This is a genomic window from Pseudomonas sp. N2-3-1-14 (genome assembly GCF_041228395.1).
GTDB lineage: Bacteria > Pseudomonadota > Gammaproteobacteria > Pseudomonadales > Pseudomonadaceae > Aquipseudomonas.
Genome location: NZ_CP166199.1, coordinates 4,686,959 through 4,702,616 on the forward strand (window position 1 = coordinate 4,686,959; position 15,658 = coordinate 4,702,616).

At 59.3% G+C, this 15,658-nt stretch carries 13 protein-coding genes; 5 read left to right on the forward strand and 8 right to left on the reverse strand.

Going from position 1 to position 15,658, the window contains the following annotated elements; translation table 11 throughout:
* Positions 1–154 precede the first annotated feature (154 nt).
* From nirB to cobA, 4 genes are read left to right on the forward strand one after another with little or no spacing between them, the layout of a single operon-like run.
* Positions 155–2,608 (forward strand): nitrite reductase large subunit NirB, encoded by a 2,454-nt coding sequence (gene nirB / locus AB5I78_RS21590; RefSeq protein WP_369301364.1) that lies wholly within the window; start codon positions 155–157, stop codon positions 2,606–2,608.
* Complete coding sequence (gene nirD, locus AB5I78_RS21595; RefSeq protein ID WP_145159126.1) at positions 2,605–2,922, forward strand: nitrite reductase small subunit NirD; 318 nt, start codon at positions 2,605–2,607, stop codon at positions 2,920–2,922. The genes nirB and nirD overlap by 4 nt, the downstream gene beginning before the upstream one ends.
* The gene (locus AB5I78_RS21600; protein ID WP_369301365.1) at positions 2,922–5,630 is read left to right on the forward strand and encodes a molybdopterin-dependent oxidoreductase; all 2,709 of its coding nucleotides are present in this window, start codon (positions 2,922–2,924) and stop codon (positions 5,628–5,630) included. The genes nirD and AB5I78_RS21600 overlap by 1 nt, the downstream gene beginning before the upstream one ends.
* 9 nt (positions 5,631–5,639) lie before the next feature.
* Positions 5,640–6,383 (forward strand): uroporphyrinogen-III C-methyltransferase, encoded by a 744-nt coding sequence (cobA, locus tag AB5I78_RS21605; RefSeq protein ID WP_369301367.1) that lies wholly within the window; start codon positions 5,640–5,642, stop codon positions 6,381–6,383.
* Between the two features lie 60 nt (positions 6,384–6,443).
* Here cobA and AB5I78_RS21610 read toward each other — a convergent pair whose 3' ends face one another.
* The 8 genes from AB5I78_RS21610 to ppsA all read right to left on the reverse strand — a co-directional run bounded on the left by AB5I78_RS21610 (position 6,444) and on the right by ppsA (position 14,586).
* Entirely contained in the window at positions 6,444–7,427 is a 984-nt protein-coding gene (locus AB5I78_RS21610) for an OmpA family protein (protein WP_262208399.1), read from the reverse strand.
* Between the two features lie 107 nt (positions 7,428–7,534).
* Positions 7,535–8,125, reverse strand: a complete 591-nt coding sequence (sigX, locus tag AB5I78_RS21615) for an RNA polymerase sigma factor SigX (protein ID WP_003193286.1) — start codon at positions 8,123–8,125, stop codon at positions 7,535–7,537.
* Between the two features lie 87 nt (positions 8,126–8,212).
* Positions 8,213–9,037 (reverse strand): mechanosensitive ion channel domain-containing protein, encoded by an 825-nt coding sequence (locus AB5I78_RS21620; protein WP_003193288.1) that lies wholly within the window; start codon positions 9,035–9,037, stop codon positions 8,213–8,215.
* Positions 9,038–9,039: 2 nt separating this feature from the next.
* Complete coding sequence (locus AB5I78_RS21625) at positions 9,040–9,285, reverse strand: hypothetical protein (RefSeq protein ID WP_005790375.1); 246 nt, start codon at positions 9,283–9,285, stop codon at positions 9,040–9,042.
* Positions 9,286–9,371: 86 nt separating this feature from the next.
* Complete coding sequence (locus AB5I78_RS21630; protein WP_145159135.1) at positions 9,372–10,367, reverse strand: zinc transporter ZntB; 996 nt, start codon at positions 10,365–10,367, stop codon at positions 9,372–9,374.
* A gap of 25 nt (positions 10,368–10,392) precedes the next feature.
* The gene (rraA, locus tag AB5I78_RS21635) at positions 10,393–10,884 is read right to left on the reverse strand and encodes a ribonuclease E activity regulator RraA (protein ID WP_145159137.1); all 492 of its coding nucleotides are present in this window, start codon (positions 10,882–10,884) and stop codon (positions 10,393–10,395) included.
* A 230-nt stretch (positions 10,885–11,114) separates the two neighbouring features.
* Positions 11,115–12,104 (reverse strand): alpha/beta fold hydrolase, encoded by a 990-nt coding sequence (locus AB5I78_RS21640; RefSeq protein ID WP_369301369.1) that lies wholly within the window; start codon positions 12,102–12,104, stop codon positions 11,115–11,117.
* 106 nt (positions 12,105–12,210) lie between these two features.
* The gene (ppsA, locus tag AB5I78_RS21645; protein ID WP_106576300.1) at positions 12,211–14,586 is read right to left on the reverse strand and encodes a phosphoenolpyruvate synthase; all 2,376 of its coding nucleotides are present in this window, start codon (positions 14,584–14,586) and stop codon (positions 12,211–12,213) included.
* 178 nt (positions 14,587–14,764) lie between these two features.
* On the opposite strand from ppsA, the gene AB5I78_RS21650 reads away from it, so the two are divergent.
* Entirely contained in the window at positions 14,765–15,583 is an 819-nt protein-coding gene (locus AB5I78_RS21650; RefSeq protein ID WP_058412273.1) for a pyruvate, water dikinase regulatory protein, read from the forward strand.
* The last annotated feature ends 75 nt before the right edge of the window (positions 15,584–15,658 follow it).

A 15,658-nucleotide genomic window follows, 5' to 3' on the forward strand; every position in this document is an offset into this window, starting at 1 on the left:
TTCCCCAACAACACACATACAGCCGTCCCTTCAACGTCGAAGGGGCGAGCTTCCCGAGAGAACGGGACCAGGACAAAGGCGTCCTCGCTAGATCACTAGCGGGGACGCCTTTTTTTGTTTGCGCGTAATTGGTCGAGCCATTGCGGAGAACGACATGAAAAAACTCAAACTGGTGATGATCGGCAACGGCATGGCCGGGGTTCGCACCCTTGAAGAATTGCTCAAGCTGAGCAGCGACCTGTACGACATCACCGTGTTCGGCGCCGAGCCCCACACCAACTACAACCGCATTCTGCTGTCGCCGGTGCTGGCCGGCGAGCAAACGTTCGAAGAGATCGTGCTCAACGATCTCGACTGGTACCTGGATAACCACATCAAGCTGTTGCTCAACCGCAAAGTGGTGCAGATCGACCGTGTCAAACGCCTGGTCATCGCCGAAGACGGCACCGCAGCCGAGTACGATCGCCTGCTGATCGCCACCGGCTCGACGCCATTTATCCTGCCGATCCCAGGCAATACCTTGCAAGGCGTGATCGGCTACCGCGACATCGCCGACACTCAGGCCATGATCGACACCGCCAAAACCCACAAGCACGCTGTGGTGATCGGCGGTGGCTTGCTCGGCCTGGAGGCCGCCAACGGCCTGATGCTGCGCGGCATGCACGTGACCGTGGTGCATATCGGCGAATGGCTGTTGGAGCGGCAGCTGGACAAGACCAGCGGCCAACTGCTGCAAACCGAACTGGAAAGCCGTGGCCTGGTGTTCCGTCTACAAGAACAGACCCAGGCGCTGCACGATGCCGGTAACGGTCGTGTCGGCTCGGTGCAATTCAAGAACGGCGACGTCATCCCCGCCGACCTGGTGGTGATGGCCGCCGGCATCCGCCCCAACACCGAACTCGCAGAAAAATCCGGCATCCCGTGCAACCGCGGGATTCTGGTCAACGACACCTTGCAAACCTACGACCCACGCATTTATGCCATCGGCGAATGCGCCAGCCATCGTGGCATCGCCTATGGCCTGGTTGCGCCACTGTTCGAGCAAGCCAAAGTCTGCGCCAATCAACTGGCGCAGCTGGGCTTTGCCACCTACAAGGGCTCGGTCACCTCAACCAAATTGAAGGTCACCGGTATCGACCTGTTCTCCGCCGGCGACTTTATGGGCGGCGAAGGCACCGAAACCATCACCCTCAGCGACCCGATTGGCGGCGTGTACAAAAAATTGGTGATCAAGGACGACATCCTGGTCGGCGCCTGCCTGTACGGCGACACCGCGGACGGCGGTTGGTATTTCCGTCAGATCCGTGAGAACCATGCGATAGGCGAGATCCGCGATCACTTGATGTTCGGCGAAAACGCTTTAGGCGATGTCGGCCATCAAGGCCAGGACAAGGCCATGAGCATGGCCGACAACGCCGAAGTCTGCGGCTGCAACGGCGTATGCAAGGGCACCATCGTCAAGGCGATCCAGGCGCACGGGCTGTTCAGCGTTGACGAGGTCAAGAAGCACACCAAGGCCGCCAGCTCCTGCGGCTCCTGCGCCGGGCTGGTGGAGCAGATCCTGATCAACACCGTGGGCGGTGCCGCGGACGTCAAACCGAAGAGCGAAAAGGCGATCTGCGGTTGCAGCGACCTCAACCACGGGCAAATTCGCCAGGCCATCCGCGATCAGCACTTGCTGACCATCGCCGGCACCATGAGCTACCTGAACTGGCGCACACCCAACGGCTGCGCCACCTGCCGCCCGGCGCTCAACTATTACCTGATCTCCACTTGGCCAGGCGAAGCCAAGGATGACCCGCAATCGCGCCTGATCAACGAACGCGCCCACGCCAACATTCAGAAAGACGGCACCTACTCCGTAGTCCCGCGGATGTGGGGCGGTGTGACCAATCCGTCAGAGCTGCGGCGTATTGCCGACGTGGCCGACAAGTACAACGTGCCGATGGTCAAGGTCACCGGCGGTCAGCGCATCGACCTGCTGGGTATCAAGAAACAGGACCTGCCAGGGGTTTGGAAGGACCTCGACATGCCTTCCGGTCACGCCTATGGCAAATCCATCCGCACCGTGAAGACTTGCGTCGGCAGTGAGTTCTGCCGTTTTGGCACGCAGAACTCGACGCAGTTGGGCATAGAGCTGGAGCATGACCTGTTCAACATGTGGTCGCCGCACAAGGTCAAGCTGGCGGTGTCCGGTTGCCCACGCAATTGCTCGGAAGCCGGCATCAAGGACGTGGGCATCATCGGCGTGGATTCCGGCTGGGAGATGTACATCGGCGGCAACGGCGGGATCAAAACCGAAGTCGCGGAGTTCTTCGTCAAGCTGAAAACCGCCGACGAAGTCCGTGAATACAACGGCGCTTTCCTACAGCTTTACCGCGAAGAAGCCTTCTACCTCGAGCGCACCGTGCACTACCTGCAACGCGTGGGCATGGAGCACATCAAGAAGGCCGTACTGGAAGACCCGGCTCGCCGCCAAGCTCTCAACGAGCGTCTGCAGTTTTCGCTGTCGTTCGAACAAGACCCCTGGAAAGAACGCCTGGAGCAGCCGCTGCTGAAAAAGGAATTCGAGGTCATCCCCGTCAAACAGCTGGAGGTGCCGGTATGAACTGGCTGGATATCTGTGCACTCGATGAAATCAACGCCCTGGGCTCGCGCATCATCAATGGGCCCAAAGGTGATATCGCGATTTTTCGTACCAGTGATGACGAAGTGTTCGCCCTCGATGACCGCTGCCCGCACAAGGGCGGTCCGTTGTCCCAAGGCCTGATCTACGGCAAGCGCGTAGCCTGCCCGCTGCACAACTGGCAGATTGATCTGGCATCCGGCGAAGCCCAGGCACCGGACATCGGCTGCGCACACCATCACCACGCCCGCGTGGAAAATGGCCGGGTCATGCTGGCCCTGCGGGACGCGGGTTGATGAACCGCCAGGTCACCGCGTCCACCTGCTGTTACTGCGGGGTGGGTTGCGGCGTGCTGATCGAGCACGATGGCGCGCAGATCCTCGGTGTGCAAGGCGACCCGAACCACCCGGCGAACTTCGGCAAGTTGTGCAGCAAAGGCTCCAGTCTGCACCTGACCGGCGACCTGGCGGCCCGCGCCTTGTACCCGGAGCTGCGTCTGGGCAAAGGCCTGGCGCGGGCACGCACCGACTGGGAAACCGCACTGGAGCACGCGGCCAACGTGTTCGCCGAGACCATCAGCGAACACGGGCCGGACAGCGTGGCGTTCTACATTTCCGGGCAATTGCTGACCGAGGACTACTACGGCTTCAACAAGCTGGCTCGCGCGCTGGTCGGCACCAACAACATCGACAGCAACTCGCGGCTGTGCATGTCCTCGGCAGTGGTGGGCTACAGGCGCAGCCTGGGCGCCGATGCGCCGCCGTGCAGTTATGAAGACCTGGAGTGCAGCGACTGCGTAATGATCGTCGGCAGCAACATGGCCTACGCCCACCCGGTATTGTTCCGACGCCTTGAGGAAGCCAAAGCGCGGCGCCCGCAAATGAAAGTGTTGGTGATCGACCCACGCCGCACGGACACCTGCGATTTGGCTGACCTGCACCTGGCCATCCTGCCTGGGACGGATGTGGCGTTGTTCCATGGGATTTTGCATCTGTTGCTGTGGGAAGACTGGATCGACCGAGACTTTATCCAGGCGCATACCGATGGACTGGCCGAGCTGAAACGGCTGGTGCATGACTACACGCCGCAAATGGTCACGCAGCTGTGCGGGATCAGCGTCGAGCAACTGCGCCTGTGCGCCGAATGGGTCGGTACCTCCAGCAGTTTTCTGTCGCTGTGGTGCATGGGGCTCAACCAATCCACCGCCGGCAGCGCCAAAAACAGCGCGCTGATCAACTTGCACTTGGCCACCGGCACGATTGGCCGAGCGGGCTGTGGGCCGTTTTCCCTGACTGGCCAGCCGAATGCGATGGGTGGACGCGAGACCGGCAGTTTGTCGAATTTGCTGCCCGGCCATCGCGAGGCGGCCAACCCGGAACATCGGGCCGAAGTGGCCGCGTATTGGGGTGTTGATCAGCTGCCAGCCAGCACCGGGCTGACCGCCATCGAACTGTTTGAACAGGTACAGGCCGGCAAGATCAAGGCCTTGTGGATCGCCTGCACCAACCCTGCCCAATCCTTGCCCGACCAGAACACCGTGCACATGGCCTTGGAGACGTGCCCTTTCGTGGTGCTACAGGAGGCTTTTCGTACAACAGAAACGGCCCGTTTCGCTGACTTGCTGCTGCCGGCGGCCAGTTGGGGCGAGAAAGAAGGCACGGTAACCAACTCTGAACGGCGCATTTCCCACGTGCGACGGGCCATCGCCCCACCTGGGGAGGCGCGCCCGGATTGGGCAATCACTGTGGATTTTGCCCAGCGCCTGGAGCGACGCCTTCGTCCCGGAAAACCGGGGCTTTTCGCCTTTGAACAACCCTCGCAGCTCTTTGATGAGTACAAACTGCTGACCCGCAACCGTGACCTTGACCTGTCGGGCATCAGCCATGCCCTGCTCGATCAGATGGGTCCGCAGCAATGGCCGTTTCCCGCGGGCGCGCAATCTGGAACTGCGCGCCTGTACGCCGACGGCGTATTCCCGACCGAGAGCGGCCGCGCGCACTTTGTTGCCGACCCCTACCGCGCCGCCAAAGAGCAGCGCGACGCACGCTTCCCGCTGACGCTGATCACCGGCCGCCTGCGTGATCAATGGCACGGCATGAGTCGCACAGGCACTGCAGCCCAGTTGTTTGGTCATGTGAACGAAGCACTGCTGAGCGTGCACCCGGATGAGTTGCGCCGCCATCGCTTCAAGGACGGAGACCTGGTCAACCTCAAAAGCCGTCGTGGCAGCGTGATTATTGCCCTCAACAGTGATGACAGCGTGCGCCCCGGCCAAGCGTTCCTGCCGATGCATTGGGGTGACCGTTTTCTCAAGGGTGGCGTGAATACGCTGACCCAGCCAGCCTTCGACCCTTTGTCGAAACAGCCGGAACTCAAACACAGCGGTGTGCGCCTGGAGGCTGTGCAACTGCCGTGGCAGCTGTTTGCGTTGATCGAAGGCGATGTGCAGCAACACGTCGAGGCACTGCGCCCCCTGTGCGAGGGCTTTGCCTACGTGAGCCTGAGCCTGGCCGGGCGCGAACGGCCGGCACTGGTGGTACGCGCGGCACATACCGAGGCGCCCGACCTGCAACTGCTGACCCGTATCGACGCACTGCTGGGGCTCAACGACGGCCCAGTGATGGCGTACGACGACCCGCGTCGCTCGATCGGTAAACGCGTAAAAATCGAAAAAGGCCGGATTACCGCGTTGCGCCTGGCCGGTGAAACCCTGGCTCGGCATTGGTTGCAAAGCCTCTGGCTGGAAGGCCGCACTGACGATCAACTGCGCCGCTGGCTGCTGGCACCGCTCAGTGCGCCGCCGGGCAGTGCGGCAGCCAGCGGCAAGATTGTGTGCAACTGCAAGAACGTCAGCGAAAACGCCGTGTGCGCAGGCATCACTCGCGGCCTGGACCTTAACGGGCTCAAACAGGCGCTGGGCTGCGGCACGCAATGCGGCTCGTGCGTACCGGAAATCAAACGTCTTTTGGCCAGCAACCCGAAGCCAATCGCAATCAGTGTGTGAGGGAAAAACATGAGCGCAAAAATCTGGCTGGTGGGTGCGGGGCCCGGTGATCCTGAACTGCTGACCCTGAAGGCGGTGCGGGCCCTCCATGAGGCCGACGTGGTATTGATTGATGACCTGGTCAACCCGGCTGTGCTGGAGCACTGCCTTGAGGCGCGGATTATCAGCGTAGGCAAACGCGGTGGCTGCCGTTCGACGCCACAGGATTTTATCCATCGCCTGATGCTGCGTTATGCCCGGCAAGGCAAATGCGTGGTGCGATTAAAGGGTGGTGACCCGTGCATTTTCGGGCGTGGCGGCGAAGAAGCGATGTGGCTGCGCGAACGTGGTGTGGACGTGGAGTTGGTCAACGGGATCACGGCGGGCCTGGCCGGTGCAACAAACTGCGATATCCCGCTGACATTGCGCGGGGTCAGTCGCGGTGTAACGCTCGTTACGGCACATACCCAGGACAACAGCAGCCTGAACTGGCGTGCACTGGCCGAAAGCGGGACGACGTTGGTGGTGTATATGGGCGTGGCGAAGCTGGAGGAGATCCGTCAGCAGCTGCTGGAGAGCGCCATGGCAGAGGATATGCCGGTGGCGATGATCGAAAACGCATCGCTGCCTCAACAGCGAGAATGCCGTAGCACGTTGGGGCAGATGCACAAGGATGCGCAGGCGTTCGCCTTGAAGAGCCCGGCAATTCTGGTGATCGGCAGTGTCGCTGCGGCTGCACAGGCGGCATGCGTGGCCGTATCCGCCAGCGCCTGAGGCAAATGCCAGGCGAAAAAAAGCCCGGCCTAAGCCGGGCTTTTTTTTACCACTCAGTAATTACTGAGCAGCTTGAGCTTCTACCGAGGCTTCTACGCGACGGTTGATAGCACGGCCAGCTTCAGTTGCGTTGTCAGCAACTGGGCGGGATTTGCCATAACCAACCGAGCTTACACGGTTAGGAGCAATACCGTCTTTGACCAGAACTTGCTTGACCGCGTCAGCACGACGCTGGGACAGCTTCTGGTTGTAAGCGTCAGGACCGACGGAGTCAGTGTGACCTTCAACAACGGTGGTGGTTTGTGGGTACTGTTTCATGAAGTCAGCGAGGTTTTTCACGTCGCCGTAGCTGTTAGGCTTAACAACCGACTTGTCGAAGTCGAACTTCACGTCCAGCTCAACACGAACAACCTGAGCAACTGGAGCTTCTGGCTCTGGAGTTGGCTCTGGAGCTGGTGCTGGAGTAGGAGCTGGAGCTACTGCGCCGGCGTTGCCGCCGAAGTTCACACCCAGGCCGACCAGTGCGGAGTAATCCCACTTGCCGTTGTCCAGGTTGTAGTCAGACTCAACACCGGCACGTGCGAACAGGTTGTTGGTGAAGTAGTACTTCACGCCAGCGCCAGCGATAGCCAGAGTGGACTGGTCGCGACCTTTGTGGCCGTCAGCTTCAACGTTGGTACGGCTCTGGTGACCGAAACCACCTTCAACGTATGGACGCAGGGAGTCAACACCGGCCTGACCGAAGTGGTACTGAGCAGTCACGCTGCCAGTGTCACCTTTGATCTTCTGGCTACCAGTACCGTCGTTCGAACGGGTGTGGTTGGTAGTGTCGTAGTTCAGGTTGATCGACACGTCGTCGGTCAAGAAGTAACCGATGCTTGCGCCAGGGTTGAAGCCGTCTTCGATGTGCTTAACGCTATCGTTGTACTGCTTCTTGTAGAACAGCTGGCCTTCAACTGCGCCTTGGCCTTGTGCCAGAGCGCCGAAAGAAGTGGCAGCAATAAGAGAACCAATGGCAAAGCCCAAGGTGTTTTTCAGTTTCATCCGTTAAATCCCCATCTGGTGATTGTAAAGCAGTCCCACAAACCGGGGGACAACTCGGCGACAAGTCTAACAGAACTTGCCTACACGTAAGAGATATTTGCCACGCACTAAGTTTCAGTCTCGCCCGCAAATTTCTCACGTAATTTATCAAGAGCACGCTTGTAACGCATTTTTGTAGCACTCAAACCCATGTGCATGATGTCAGCAATTTCCTGAAACTCCAGCTCTGCGACAAATCGTAGCACCAAAATTTCGCGGTCAATTGGGTTCACATGCACCAACCAGCGATCGAGTCCGCCCTTTTCCTCGGGTGCCGGCGCCTTTTCTTCAGACGCTTCCTCAAGGGGGTCGAGACTCAAAGCGTCCATCAACCGACGCTTTCGCCGCTCCTTACGATACTGCGTGATGCACTCGTTATACGTGATGCTGTAGAGCCATGTCTTGAACTTCGATTTGCCCTCGAAGTTCTTCAGGCCATACAGCACCTTGAGCATCACTTCCTGACAGACATCGTCCGCATCTCTATCGTTCCCTAAATACCTTGAACAAACGTTGAACAGAGTGCGTTGATATCTGCGCATCAATTCTTCGTACGCGCGTGTTACGTGAAACAGCTCCGTGTGCGAGCGCGCGACCAACTCCTCATCAGAGAGCTCACGGGGGTCATAGCGCGTAGACAGCGTTTGGGCTTTATTCAAAACAAGTCGTGCCGACAGTCAGGTCAATGTCCGCTACAGCCCGGTCACCCGGGTTTGCGGCGGCGTACATTAGCAGGGTTTGCCGGATTAGCGGCTACTGACCTGCTGCTCCAGGAGAATCCGATTGGACAGCGATACCAGCTCACCGTCATCGGTCAGCACGGTCGTCTTGACTGTGCCGATCTCCTCGATTTGCCCTTCGACCTCGCCCACACGCACCTGTTGCCCAACCTGATACAGCTCACGCACATAGATTCCCGCAAGAATCTGACCGGCAATTTCCCGGCTTCCCAACCCCATGGCCAGCGCAACGGCCAGACCAACGGTAATCAAAACAATCACAATCACATGGTTGAGCAGGTCAGTTTTGACCTCGAGCTGGCTGATCGCGACGGAAATACTGATGATGATCACCAGCCCCTGAGCGATCCGCCCCAGGCCCGCAGCATAGTCCAGCCCCACACCTTCAGCGGCTCCGCGCACCAGCCCGTTGGCCAGTTGCGCCAGTAAAACGCCTACGAGCAGCACCAGCGCGCCGCCGAAAACCTTCGGCAAATACAGCGCCAGCATGTCGAGCGTAGCTGAAACTCGCTCAAGTCCAAGGGATTGAGCTGCAGAAACCAGAAAAATAAGTAAAACGAACCAGTAAACGATCTTCCCGATGAGGGTCGAGATCGGCACTTGCAGCCCGGCACGACCCAACAGCTTGGTCAGGCCCGTGCCTGCCATCAAGCGGTCCAGGCCCAGTTTGGCGAGCAATTTGGACAGCAGGGTGTCGAGCAGCTTGGCCACGACAAAGCCCAGCAAGACCAAAACCAGAGCACCAAACAGGTTGGGAATGAAATTCGCCACCTTGGTCCACAATGCAGTCATCGCAGTGACCAGGCTCTGGGTCCAGAGATCAAGTTCCATATTCAATCAGCCTTATCAGCAGTGCGAGCAAGAGGTTTACGACGGGAAACCGGCGACACATGGGCCGAACCATTGTTCAGAGCCATCATCAGCGCCGGCAGCCAACGACCGAGCAGCCCGAACAGATCTCCCGCACCTACCTGACGGTTGGCGGTTTTCAACACGCGACCCAGGCAGGCGTCGTCGTCACGGTTGGACGGCGAAGCATTAAGCATGTCACGCAATGACTGTTCGAACGGATCGTGCATAAAGACCTCTCGCAAGTGATTTAAAAGACGAGGGTTAAATTCCTGGGGTCACATGTACCCCCTACTACGTTCAGGTCATATTCAGGTCAAACCCAGCGCAATCGTCGAAATAGCCACCATTGTCCCAAGGCGACGACCACCATCATCAGGCACGCAATCATGAATCCGTAGGGGCTGGCGGAGAACGGAATCCCGCCCACATTTATACCCAGCAAACCGGTGAGAAAACTCATCGGCAAAAAAATCCCGGTGATGATACCGAAGCGGTACATGGTGCGATTCATCCGCAGGCTCAATCGCCGGTCTTCGGTCTCAAGCACAAGCCCCACGCGCTCTCGAGCCAATTCGAGCTCTTCCAGGTAACGCGTCAGGCTGTTGTGTAATTCGTTCCAGTAGTCAGCATCGTCATCACAAAACCACGGCAATTTGGTTCGCGTCAGCTGGGCAAAAATATCTCGCTGAGGGGCGAGGAAACGTTTGAGCCCCGCCGCGCGCCGACGGATCTGCAGGACGCTGCCATGTTCCGGAGTATACCGTTCGTCGGCATCCAATTTTTCTTCTTCGATATCGACGACTTCAGACAGATCGGTAACCAGATCCTGCACTTTGTTGGTCAGGTACTGCGCCATATAAAGGATGAGTTCCGAAGCGGTTTTCGGCCCTTTGCCCTCCGCCAGTTGCACCAGCAACTCATCGGTTGCGCGCAGCGGACGCAGGCGCAAGGAAATCACGCGATCGGCCGCTGCGAAGATCCGCACCGACACCATGTCTTCCGGCTCGGCGCCCGGGTTCAGGTTGACCCCGCGCAGAAACAGCAGCAATTGGGCTTCGGGCAGCGGCAACAGGCGCGGACGGGTGTTTTCCTCAAGCAGCAAATCGCAGGCAAACTCGCTCAAGCCACTGGATTTACGCAGCCAGGTCTGGGTCTGCGGATGGCTGCGATCCCAATGCAGCCACAGGCTTTCCTGAGGCTGAAGTTGCAAGTCGTCGAGCTCAGTCCGGGCAATCGAACGCGCACCGCCTTTACCGTCCAGCACCAGGGCATGCACCAGCCCCCATTGCGCGTTTTCTTCCTCGAACATCCTCACCCCTATCGGCAACAGCAGTTTATTCAGGCATTTTCAGCGGGCTGGGCGAGACGATCACGCCGTTATTGTCCGCATAAATGTATTCACCGGGGCGGAACGTCACGCCGGCGAAGGTCACCACCACGTTCAGGTCGCCAATGCCGCGCTTGTCGGTCTTCATCGGGTGAGTGGCCAGCGCCTGTACGCCCAAATCGGTTTGGGCAATGACATCGACATCACGGATGCAGCCGTAGATCACCAGCCCTTCCCAGCCGTTTTTTGCGGCTTTCTCGGCAATCATATCGCCGAGCAACGCGCGACGCAGGGAGCCACCACCGTCGACCACCAGCACCTTGCCGGCGCCCGGCTGATCGGCCTGTTCCTTGACCAGGGAGTTGTCCTCGAAGCATTTGATGGTGACGATCTCGCCGCCAAAGGAATCCCGGCCACCGAAATTACTGAACATCGGCTCAACCACCTGCACCAGCTCCGGGTAGGCGTCGCACAGATCGGGCGTCACGTAATGGTTCATCGAGAAACTCCTGTCATCAAAGAAGAGGTCGAACATCCCACGGTGTACATCAGAAAAACGTGTCGCAACAGGCAATCTTTAACGGTTCACCGGTTGGCGGCGGCCATGATCGGACTCGCTTCGTCGCAACACAATAGCGACTGCGCGACTGAATATGACCAGAAGCGTTTAACGCGTCATATCTTAGCCGCAACCACACACGAGTGAAACGCCCTTGGCAGAGCGCTTGATCAAACAGCTGCCAGTACCTGCGGGTACGCCCCGGCCAAGGGTGTCAGTGGATCGTTCAACCACCGCGCCACCATTGGCCATACCTCGGCTTGAGCAGCTTTGCTGACCAGCATCTCGACATGCCCGAAATCCCCGCTGAAGCCCTGCTGGCGCCCCAGACACAGGTATTGGCGATGCTCGGAGCCGACTTGCTCGAACAACTTGCGGCACGCCCAATCCGGGTCCTGCTGGTCACCGGCGGCACTCACCGCCAACAACGGCACATCGACTTCGGCGAGGCCCTTCCACCAATCCTGTTTCCCATCGCCAAAGCGACCGAACAGGCCGTTCCAGCGCATGGCTTCGATCATCACGCCCGCAGGTTCATCCTCCGGACCACGCTTGAGCCGCGCGCCGGACACCTCGCCAAAGCGTTTCAGGAGCAAACGAGCGGTCCACTCCACCGGTGGAATTTTCAACGGCCAGTGGGTACGGCTCACCTGGCAACCAAACAACGCCACCGAGGCCACCACTGGCGCCCCCAGGTGCTGCCCGCCGAGGGCCGCAGCCAGTGCGATGCCGCCCAGGGAATGCCCGATCCAGTGCGGGATTTGCGCACTTTGCTCACGCACAAACGCGCCAATGGCCGGCAAATCGTAACGCGCGTAGTCGGCAACGCGATTCTTCGCGTAGTCATGGTTGCGCTTGGACAAGCCATGCCCGCGCATTTCCGCGATCCACACATCAAAGCCCTGGCGCGCCAGATAAGCGCCCAAACCGATGCCTTTGGGCGAGTACCAGAAACGTCGGTTGGAAAAACTACCGTGCAACAAAATGACCGGCGTGCCCCGGTTTTCCGGGACATCGGCCAGGCCCAAACGCGTCACAGCCAGCTCGACGGTGCCGTCGGGGCTATTGCCGGGTTTGAGGCGATACACATCTTCACTCAGGTCGCCGCGACGTTCAGCACTGATCAGGGCGACGGGAAACAGGTTGCTGCTGCTTTGCATAATGCTCTTGCACAAAAAAGGGCGGCGTCCGGAAGGAGTTCCGCCCTGCACAGATAAGAATGCCGGTCACCCTTGAGGAATGACCGGCACTTTTTAAGTCACGACCTTAGGCGGACGCTTGGCCTTCCGCGAGGAAGAACCAGGTTTCCAGCACGGAATCGGGGTTCAGCGAGACGCTTTCGATGCCCTGTTCCATCAGCCATTTGGCCAGGTCCGGGTGGTCGGAAGGGCCCTGGCCGCAGATGCCGATGTACTTGCCGGCCTTGTTACAGGCCTGGATGGCGTTGGCCAGCAGCTTTTTGACCGCAGGGTTACGCTCATCGAACAGGTGGGCAATGATCCCCGAGTCACGGTCCAGGCCCAGGGTCAGCTGAGTCAGGTCGTTGGAACCAATGGAGAAACCGTCGAAGAACTCCAGGAACTCTTCGGCCAAAATGGCGTTGGACGGCAGCTCGCACATCATGATGACGCGCAGGCCGTTTTCACCACGGCTCAGGCCGTTTTCTGCGAGCAGGTCGACCACTTGGCTCGCCTCGCCCAAGGTACGCACGAACGGCACCATGATCTCGACGTTGGTCAGGCCCATCTCATTGCGCACGCGCTTGAGAGCACGGCACTCAAGCTCGAAGCAGTCGCGGAAGGCCTCGCTGATGTAACGCGAGGCGCCACGGAAGCCCAGCATCGGGTTTTCTTCTTCCGGCTCGTAGAGCTTGCCGCCGATCAGGTTGGCGTATTCGTTGGACTTGAAGTCCGACAGCCGCACGATGACCTTTTTCGGGTAGAACGCCGCCGCCAGGGTGCTGATGCCTTCGACCAGTTTCTCGACGTAGAAGCCCACCGGGTCGTTGTAGCCAGCGATGCGCTTGTCGACGCTTTCCTTGATGTCCAGCGGCAGCCCGTCATAGTTCAGCAGGGCCTTGGGGTGCACACCGATCATGCGGTTGATGATGAATTCCAGGCGGGCCAGGCCCACACCGGCGTTCGGCAACTGCGCGAAATCAAAGGCGCGGTCCGGGTTGCCGACGTTCATCATGATCTTGAACGGCAGATCCGGCATGGCATCGATGGAGTTTTGCTTGATGTCGAAGCCCAGCTCACCTTCAAAGATGAAACCGGTGTCGCCTTCAGCGCAGGATACGGTCACGCCCTGGCCGTCTTTCAACAGTTGGGTCGCGTTGCCGCAGCCCACCACCGCAGGAATGCCCAGCTCACGCGCAATGATCGCCGCGTGGCAGGTACGCCCGCCCCGGTTGGTGACGATGGCGCTGGCGCGTTTCATCACCGGTTCCCAGTCCGGGTCAGTCATGTCGGACACCAGCACGTCGCCCGGCTGGACTTTGTCCATCTCGGACACGTCCTTGATGATCCGCACCTTGCCGGCGCCGATGCGCTGGCCGATGGCACGGCCTTCCACCAGCACGGTGCCGGTTTCTTTCAGCAGGTAGCGTTCCATGACGTTGGCGGAAGTGCGGCTTTTCACGGTTTCAGGACGCGCCTGCACGATGTACAGCTTGCCGTCATCACCGTCCTTGGCCCACTCGATGTCCATCGGGCACTTGTAGTGCTTTTCGATGATCATCGCTTGCTTGGCCAACTCGCTGACCTCAGCGTCGGTCAGGCAGAAACGCGCGCGCTCGGCCTTGTCGACTTCAACGGTTTTTACCGAGCGACCGGCCTTGGCCTCGTCGCCGTAGATCATCTTGATGGCCTTGCTGCCCAGGTTGCGGCGCAGGATCGCCGGGCGACCGGCCTCAAGCGTGTGTTTGTGTACGTAGAATTCGTCCGGGTTGACCGCGCCCTGCACGACGGTTTCGCCCAGGCCGTAGGCGCCGGTGATGAACACCACGTCACGGAAACCGGATTCGGTGTCCAGGGTAAACATCACGCCGGCAGTGCCAGTTTCCGAACGCACCATGCGCTGCACGCCGGCAGACAAAGCCACCAGCTTGTGGTCGAAACCTTGGTGTACGCGGTAGGAAATGGCGCGGTCGTTGAACAGCGAGGCGAACACTTCCTTGGCGGCGCGGATGACGTTTTCGACGCCGCGGATATTCAGGAAGGTTTCCTGCTGACCGGCAAAGGAGGCATCCGGCAAGTCTTCGGCGGTGGCCGAGGAGCGCACGGCAACGGCCATGTCCGGGTTGCCGGCCGACAATGTAGCGAAGGCGGTGCGGATTTCTTCGTTGAGCTTCTCGGGGAACTCGGCGTCCATGATCCATTGACGGATCTGGGCACCGGTCTTGGCCAGGGCGTTGACGTCATCGACGTCCAGGGCGTCCAGCGCGGCGTGGATCTGGGCGTTGAGGCCGCTCAGCTCGAGGAAGTCGCGGTAAGCCTGGGCCGTGGTGGCGAAACCACCGGGCACCGAGACACCAGCGCCTGCAAGATTACTGATCATCTCGCCGAGGGATGCGTTCTTGCCCCCCACATGCTCTACATCATGGACGCCGAGCTTATCGAGGGAAACTACGTACTCTACCAAGGTGATCTCTCCACTTTCTGTGTTGGAAAAGCTCAGGACGCCAGCGGCTCAGTAGGAGCAAACGCCAGCGCTTGTGGCCTGGACCTGGAAAATAAGTGAGAATGCGGCCCACTGCGGGACGGCAAAATCGCGCCTATCATATCCAAGATTCGCCATCAGCTTAAGGCCCAGGGCTCAAATGAAACGATCTGCTTTCTTTATCTCCGACGGCACCGGCATCACAGCCGAAACATTGGGTCAGAGCCTGCTCGCGCAGTTCGAAAACATTACCTTCGCCAAATTCACGCGGCCCTATATCGACAGCGTGGATAAAGCGCGAGCCATGGTACAACAAATCAATCTGGCGGCTGAAAAAGACGGTTTTCGGCCGATCATTTTCGACACCATCGTCAATCAAGACATCCGTGAGATCCTCGCCACCTCCAATGGTTTCATGATCGACATCTTCTCCACGTTCCTGGCGCCACTGGAACAGGAGTTGAGTGAACACTCCTCCTACTCAGTAGGAAAGTCCCATTCCATTGGCCACAACTCCAACTATATGGAGCGTATCGAGGCGGTCAACTTTGCCCTCGACAACGATGACGGCGCTCGCACTCATTACTATGACAAGGCCGATTTGATCCTGGTGGGCGTTTCCCGCTGCGGCAAAACCCCAACATGCCTGTACATGGCCATGCAGTTCGGTATCCGCGCCGCCAATTACCCGCTGACCGAAGACGACATGGAGCACCTGACGCTGCCGGCCGCCCTGCGCGCGCACCAGCACAAGCTGTTCGGCCTGACCATTGACCCGGACCGCCTCACGGCGATTCGTAACGAACGCAAGCCCAATAGCCGCTACTCCAGCTACGCACAGTGCGAGTTCGAAGTGCGCGAGGTGGAAAATCTGTTCCGTCGCGAGAATATTGCGCACATCAATTCCACGCATTTTTCGGTGGAAGAGATTTCGGCGAAGATTTTGGTGGAGAAGGGTGTAGAGCGCAGGTTCAAATAACTGCACTGTCTGAACTGACGCCTTCGCGGGCAAGCCCGCGGCCCACATTTGACCGAGTTCCAACACTGGAATGCA

What these genes read in the sequence shown, in the direction of transcription:
- nirB (WP_369301364.1), top strand. Translation starts at nt 155, where the DNA reads ATGAAAAAACTCAAACTGGTGATGATCGGCAACGGCATGGCCGGGGTT.
- nirD (WP_145159126.1), top strand. Translation starts at nt 2,605, where the DNA reads ATGAACTGGCTGGATATCTGTGCACTCGATGAAATCAACGCCCTGGGC.
- AB5I78_RS21600 (WP_369301365.1), top strand. Translation starts at nt 2,922, where the DNA reads ATGAACCGCCAGGTCACCGCGTCCACCTGCTGTTACTGCGGGGTGGGT.
- cobA (WP_369301367.1), top strand. Translation starts at nt 5,640, where the DNA reads ATGAGCGCAAAAATCTGGCTGGTGGGTGCGGGGCCCGGTGATCCTGAA.
- AB5I78_RS21610 (WP_262208399.1), bottom strand. Translation starts at nt 7,427, where the DNA reads ATGAAACTGAAAAACACCTTGGGCTTTGCCATTGGTTCTCTTATTGCT.
- AB5I78_RS21620 (WP_003193288.1), bottom strand. Translation starts at nt 9,037, where the DNA reads ATGGAACTTGATCTCTGGACCCAGAGCCTGGTCACTGCGATGACTGCA.
- AB5I78_RS21625 (WP_005790375.1), bottom strand. Translation starts at nt 9,285, where the DNA reads ATGCACGATCCGTTCGAACAGTCATTGCGTGACATGCTTAATGCTTCG.
- AB5I78_RS21630 (WP_145159135.1), bottom strand. Translation starts at nt 10,367, where the DNA reads ATGTTCGAGGAAGAAAACGCGCAATGGGGGCTGGTGCATGCCCTGGTG.
- rraA (WP_145159137.1), bottom strand. Translation starts at nt 10,884, where the DNA reads ATGAACCATTACGTGACGCCCGATCTGTGCGACGCCTACCCGGAGCTG.
- AB5I78_RS21640 (WP_369301369.1), bottom strand. Translation starts at nt 12,104, where the DNA reads ATGCAAAGCAGCAGCAACCTGTTTCCCGTCGCCCTGATCAGTGCTGAA.
- AB5I78_RS21650 (WP_058412273.1), top strand. Translation starts at nt 14,765, where the DNA reads ATGAAACGATCTGCTTTCTTTATCTCCGACGGCACCGGCATCACAGCC.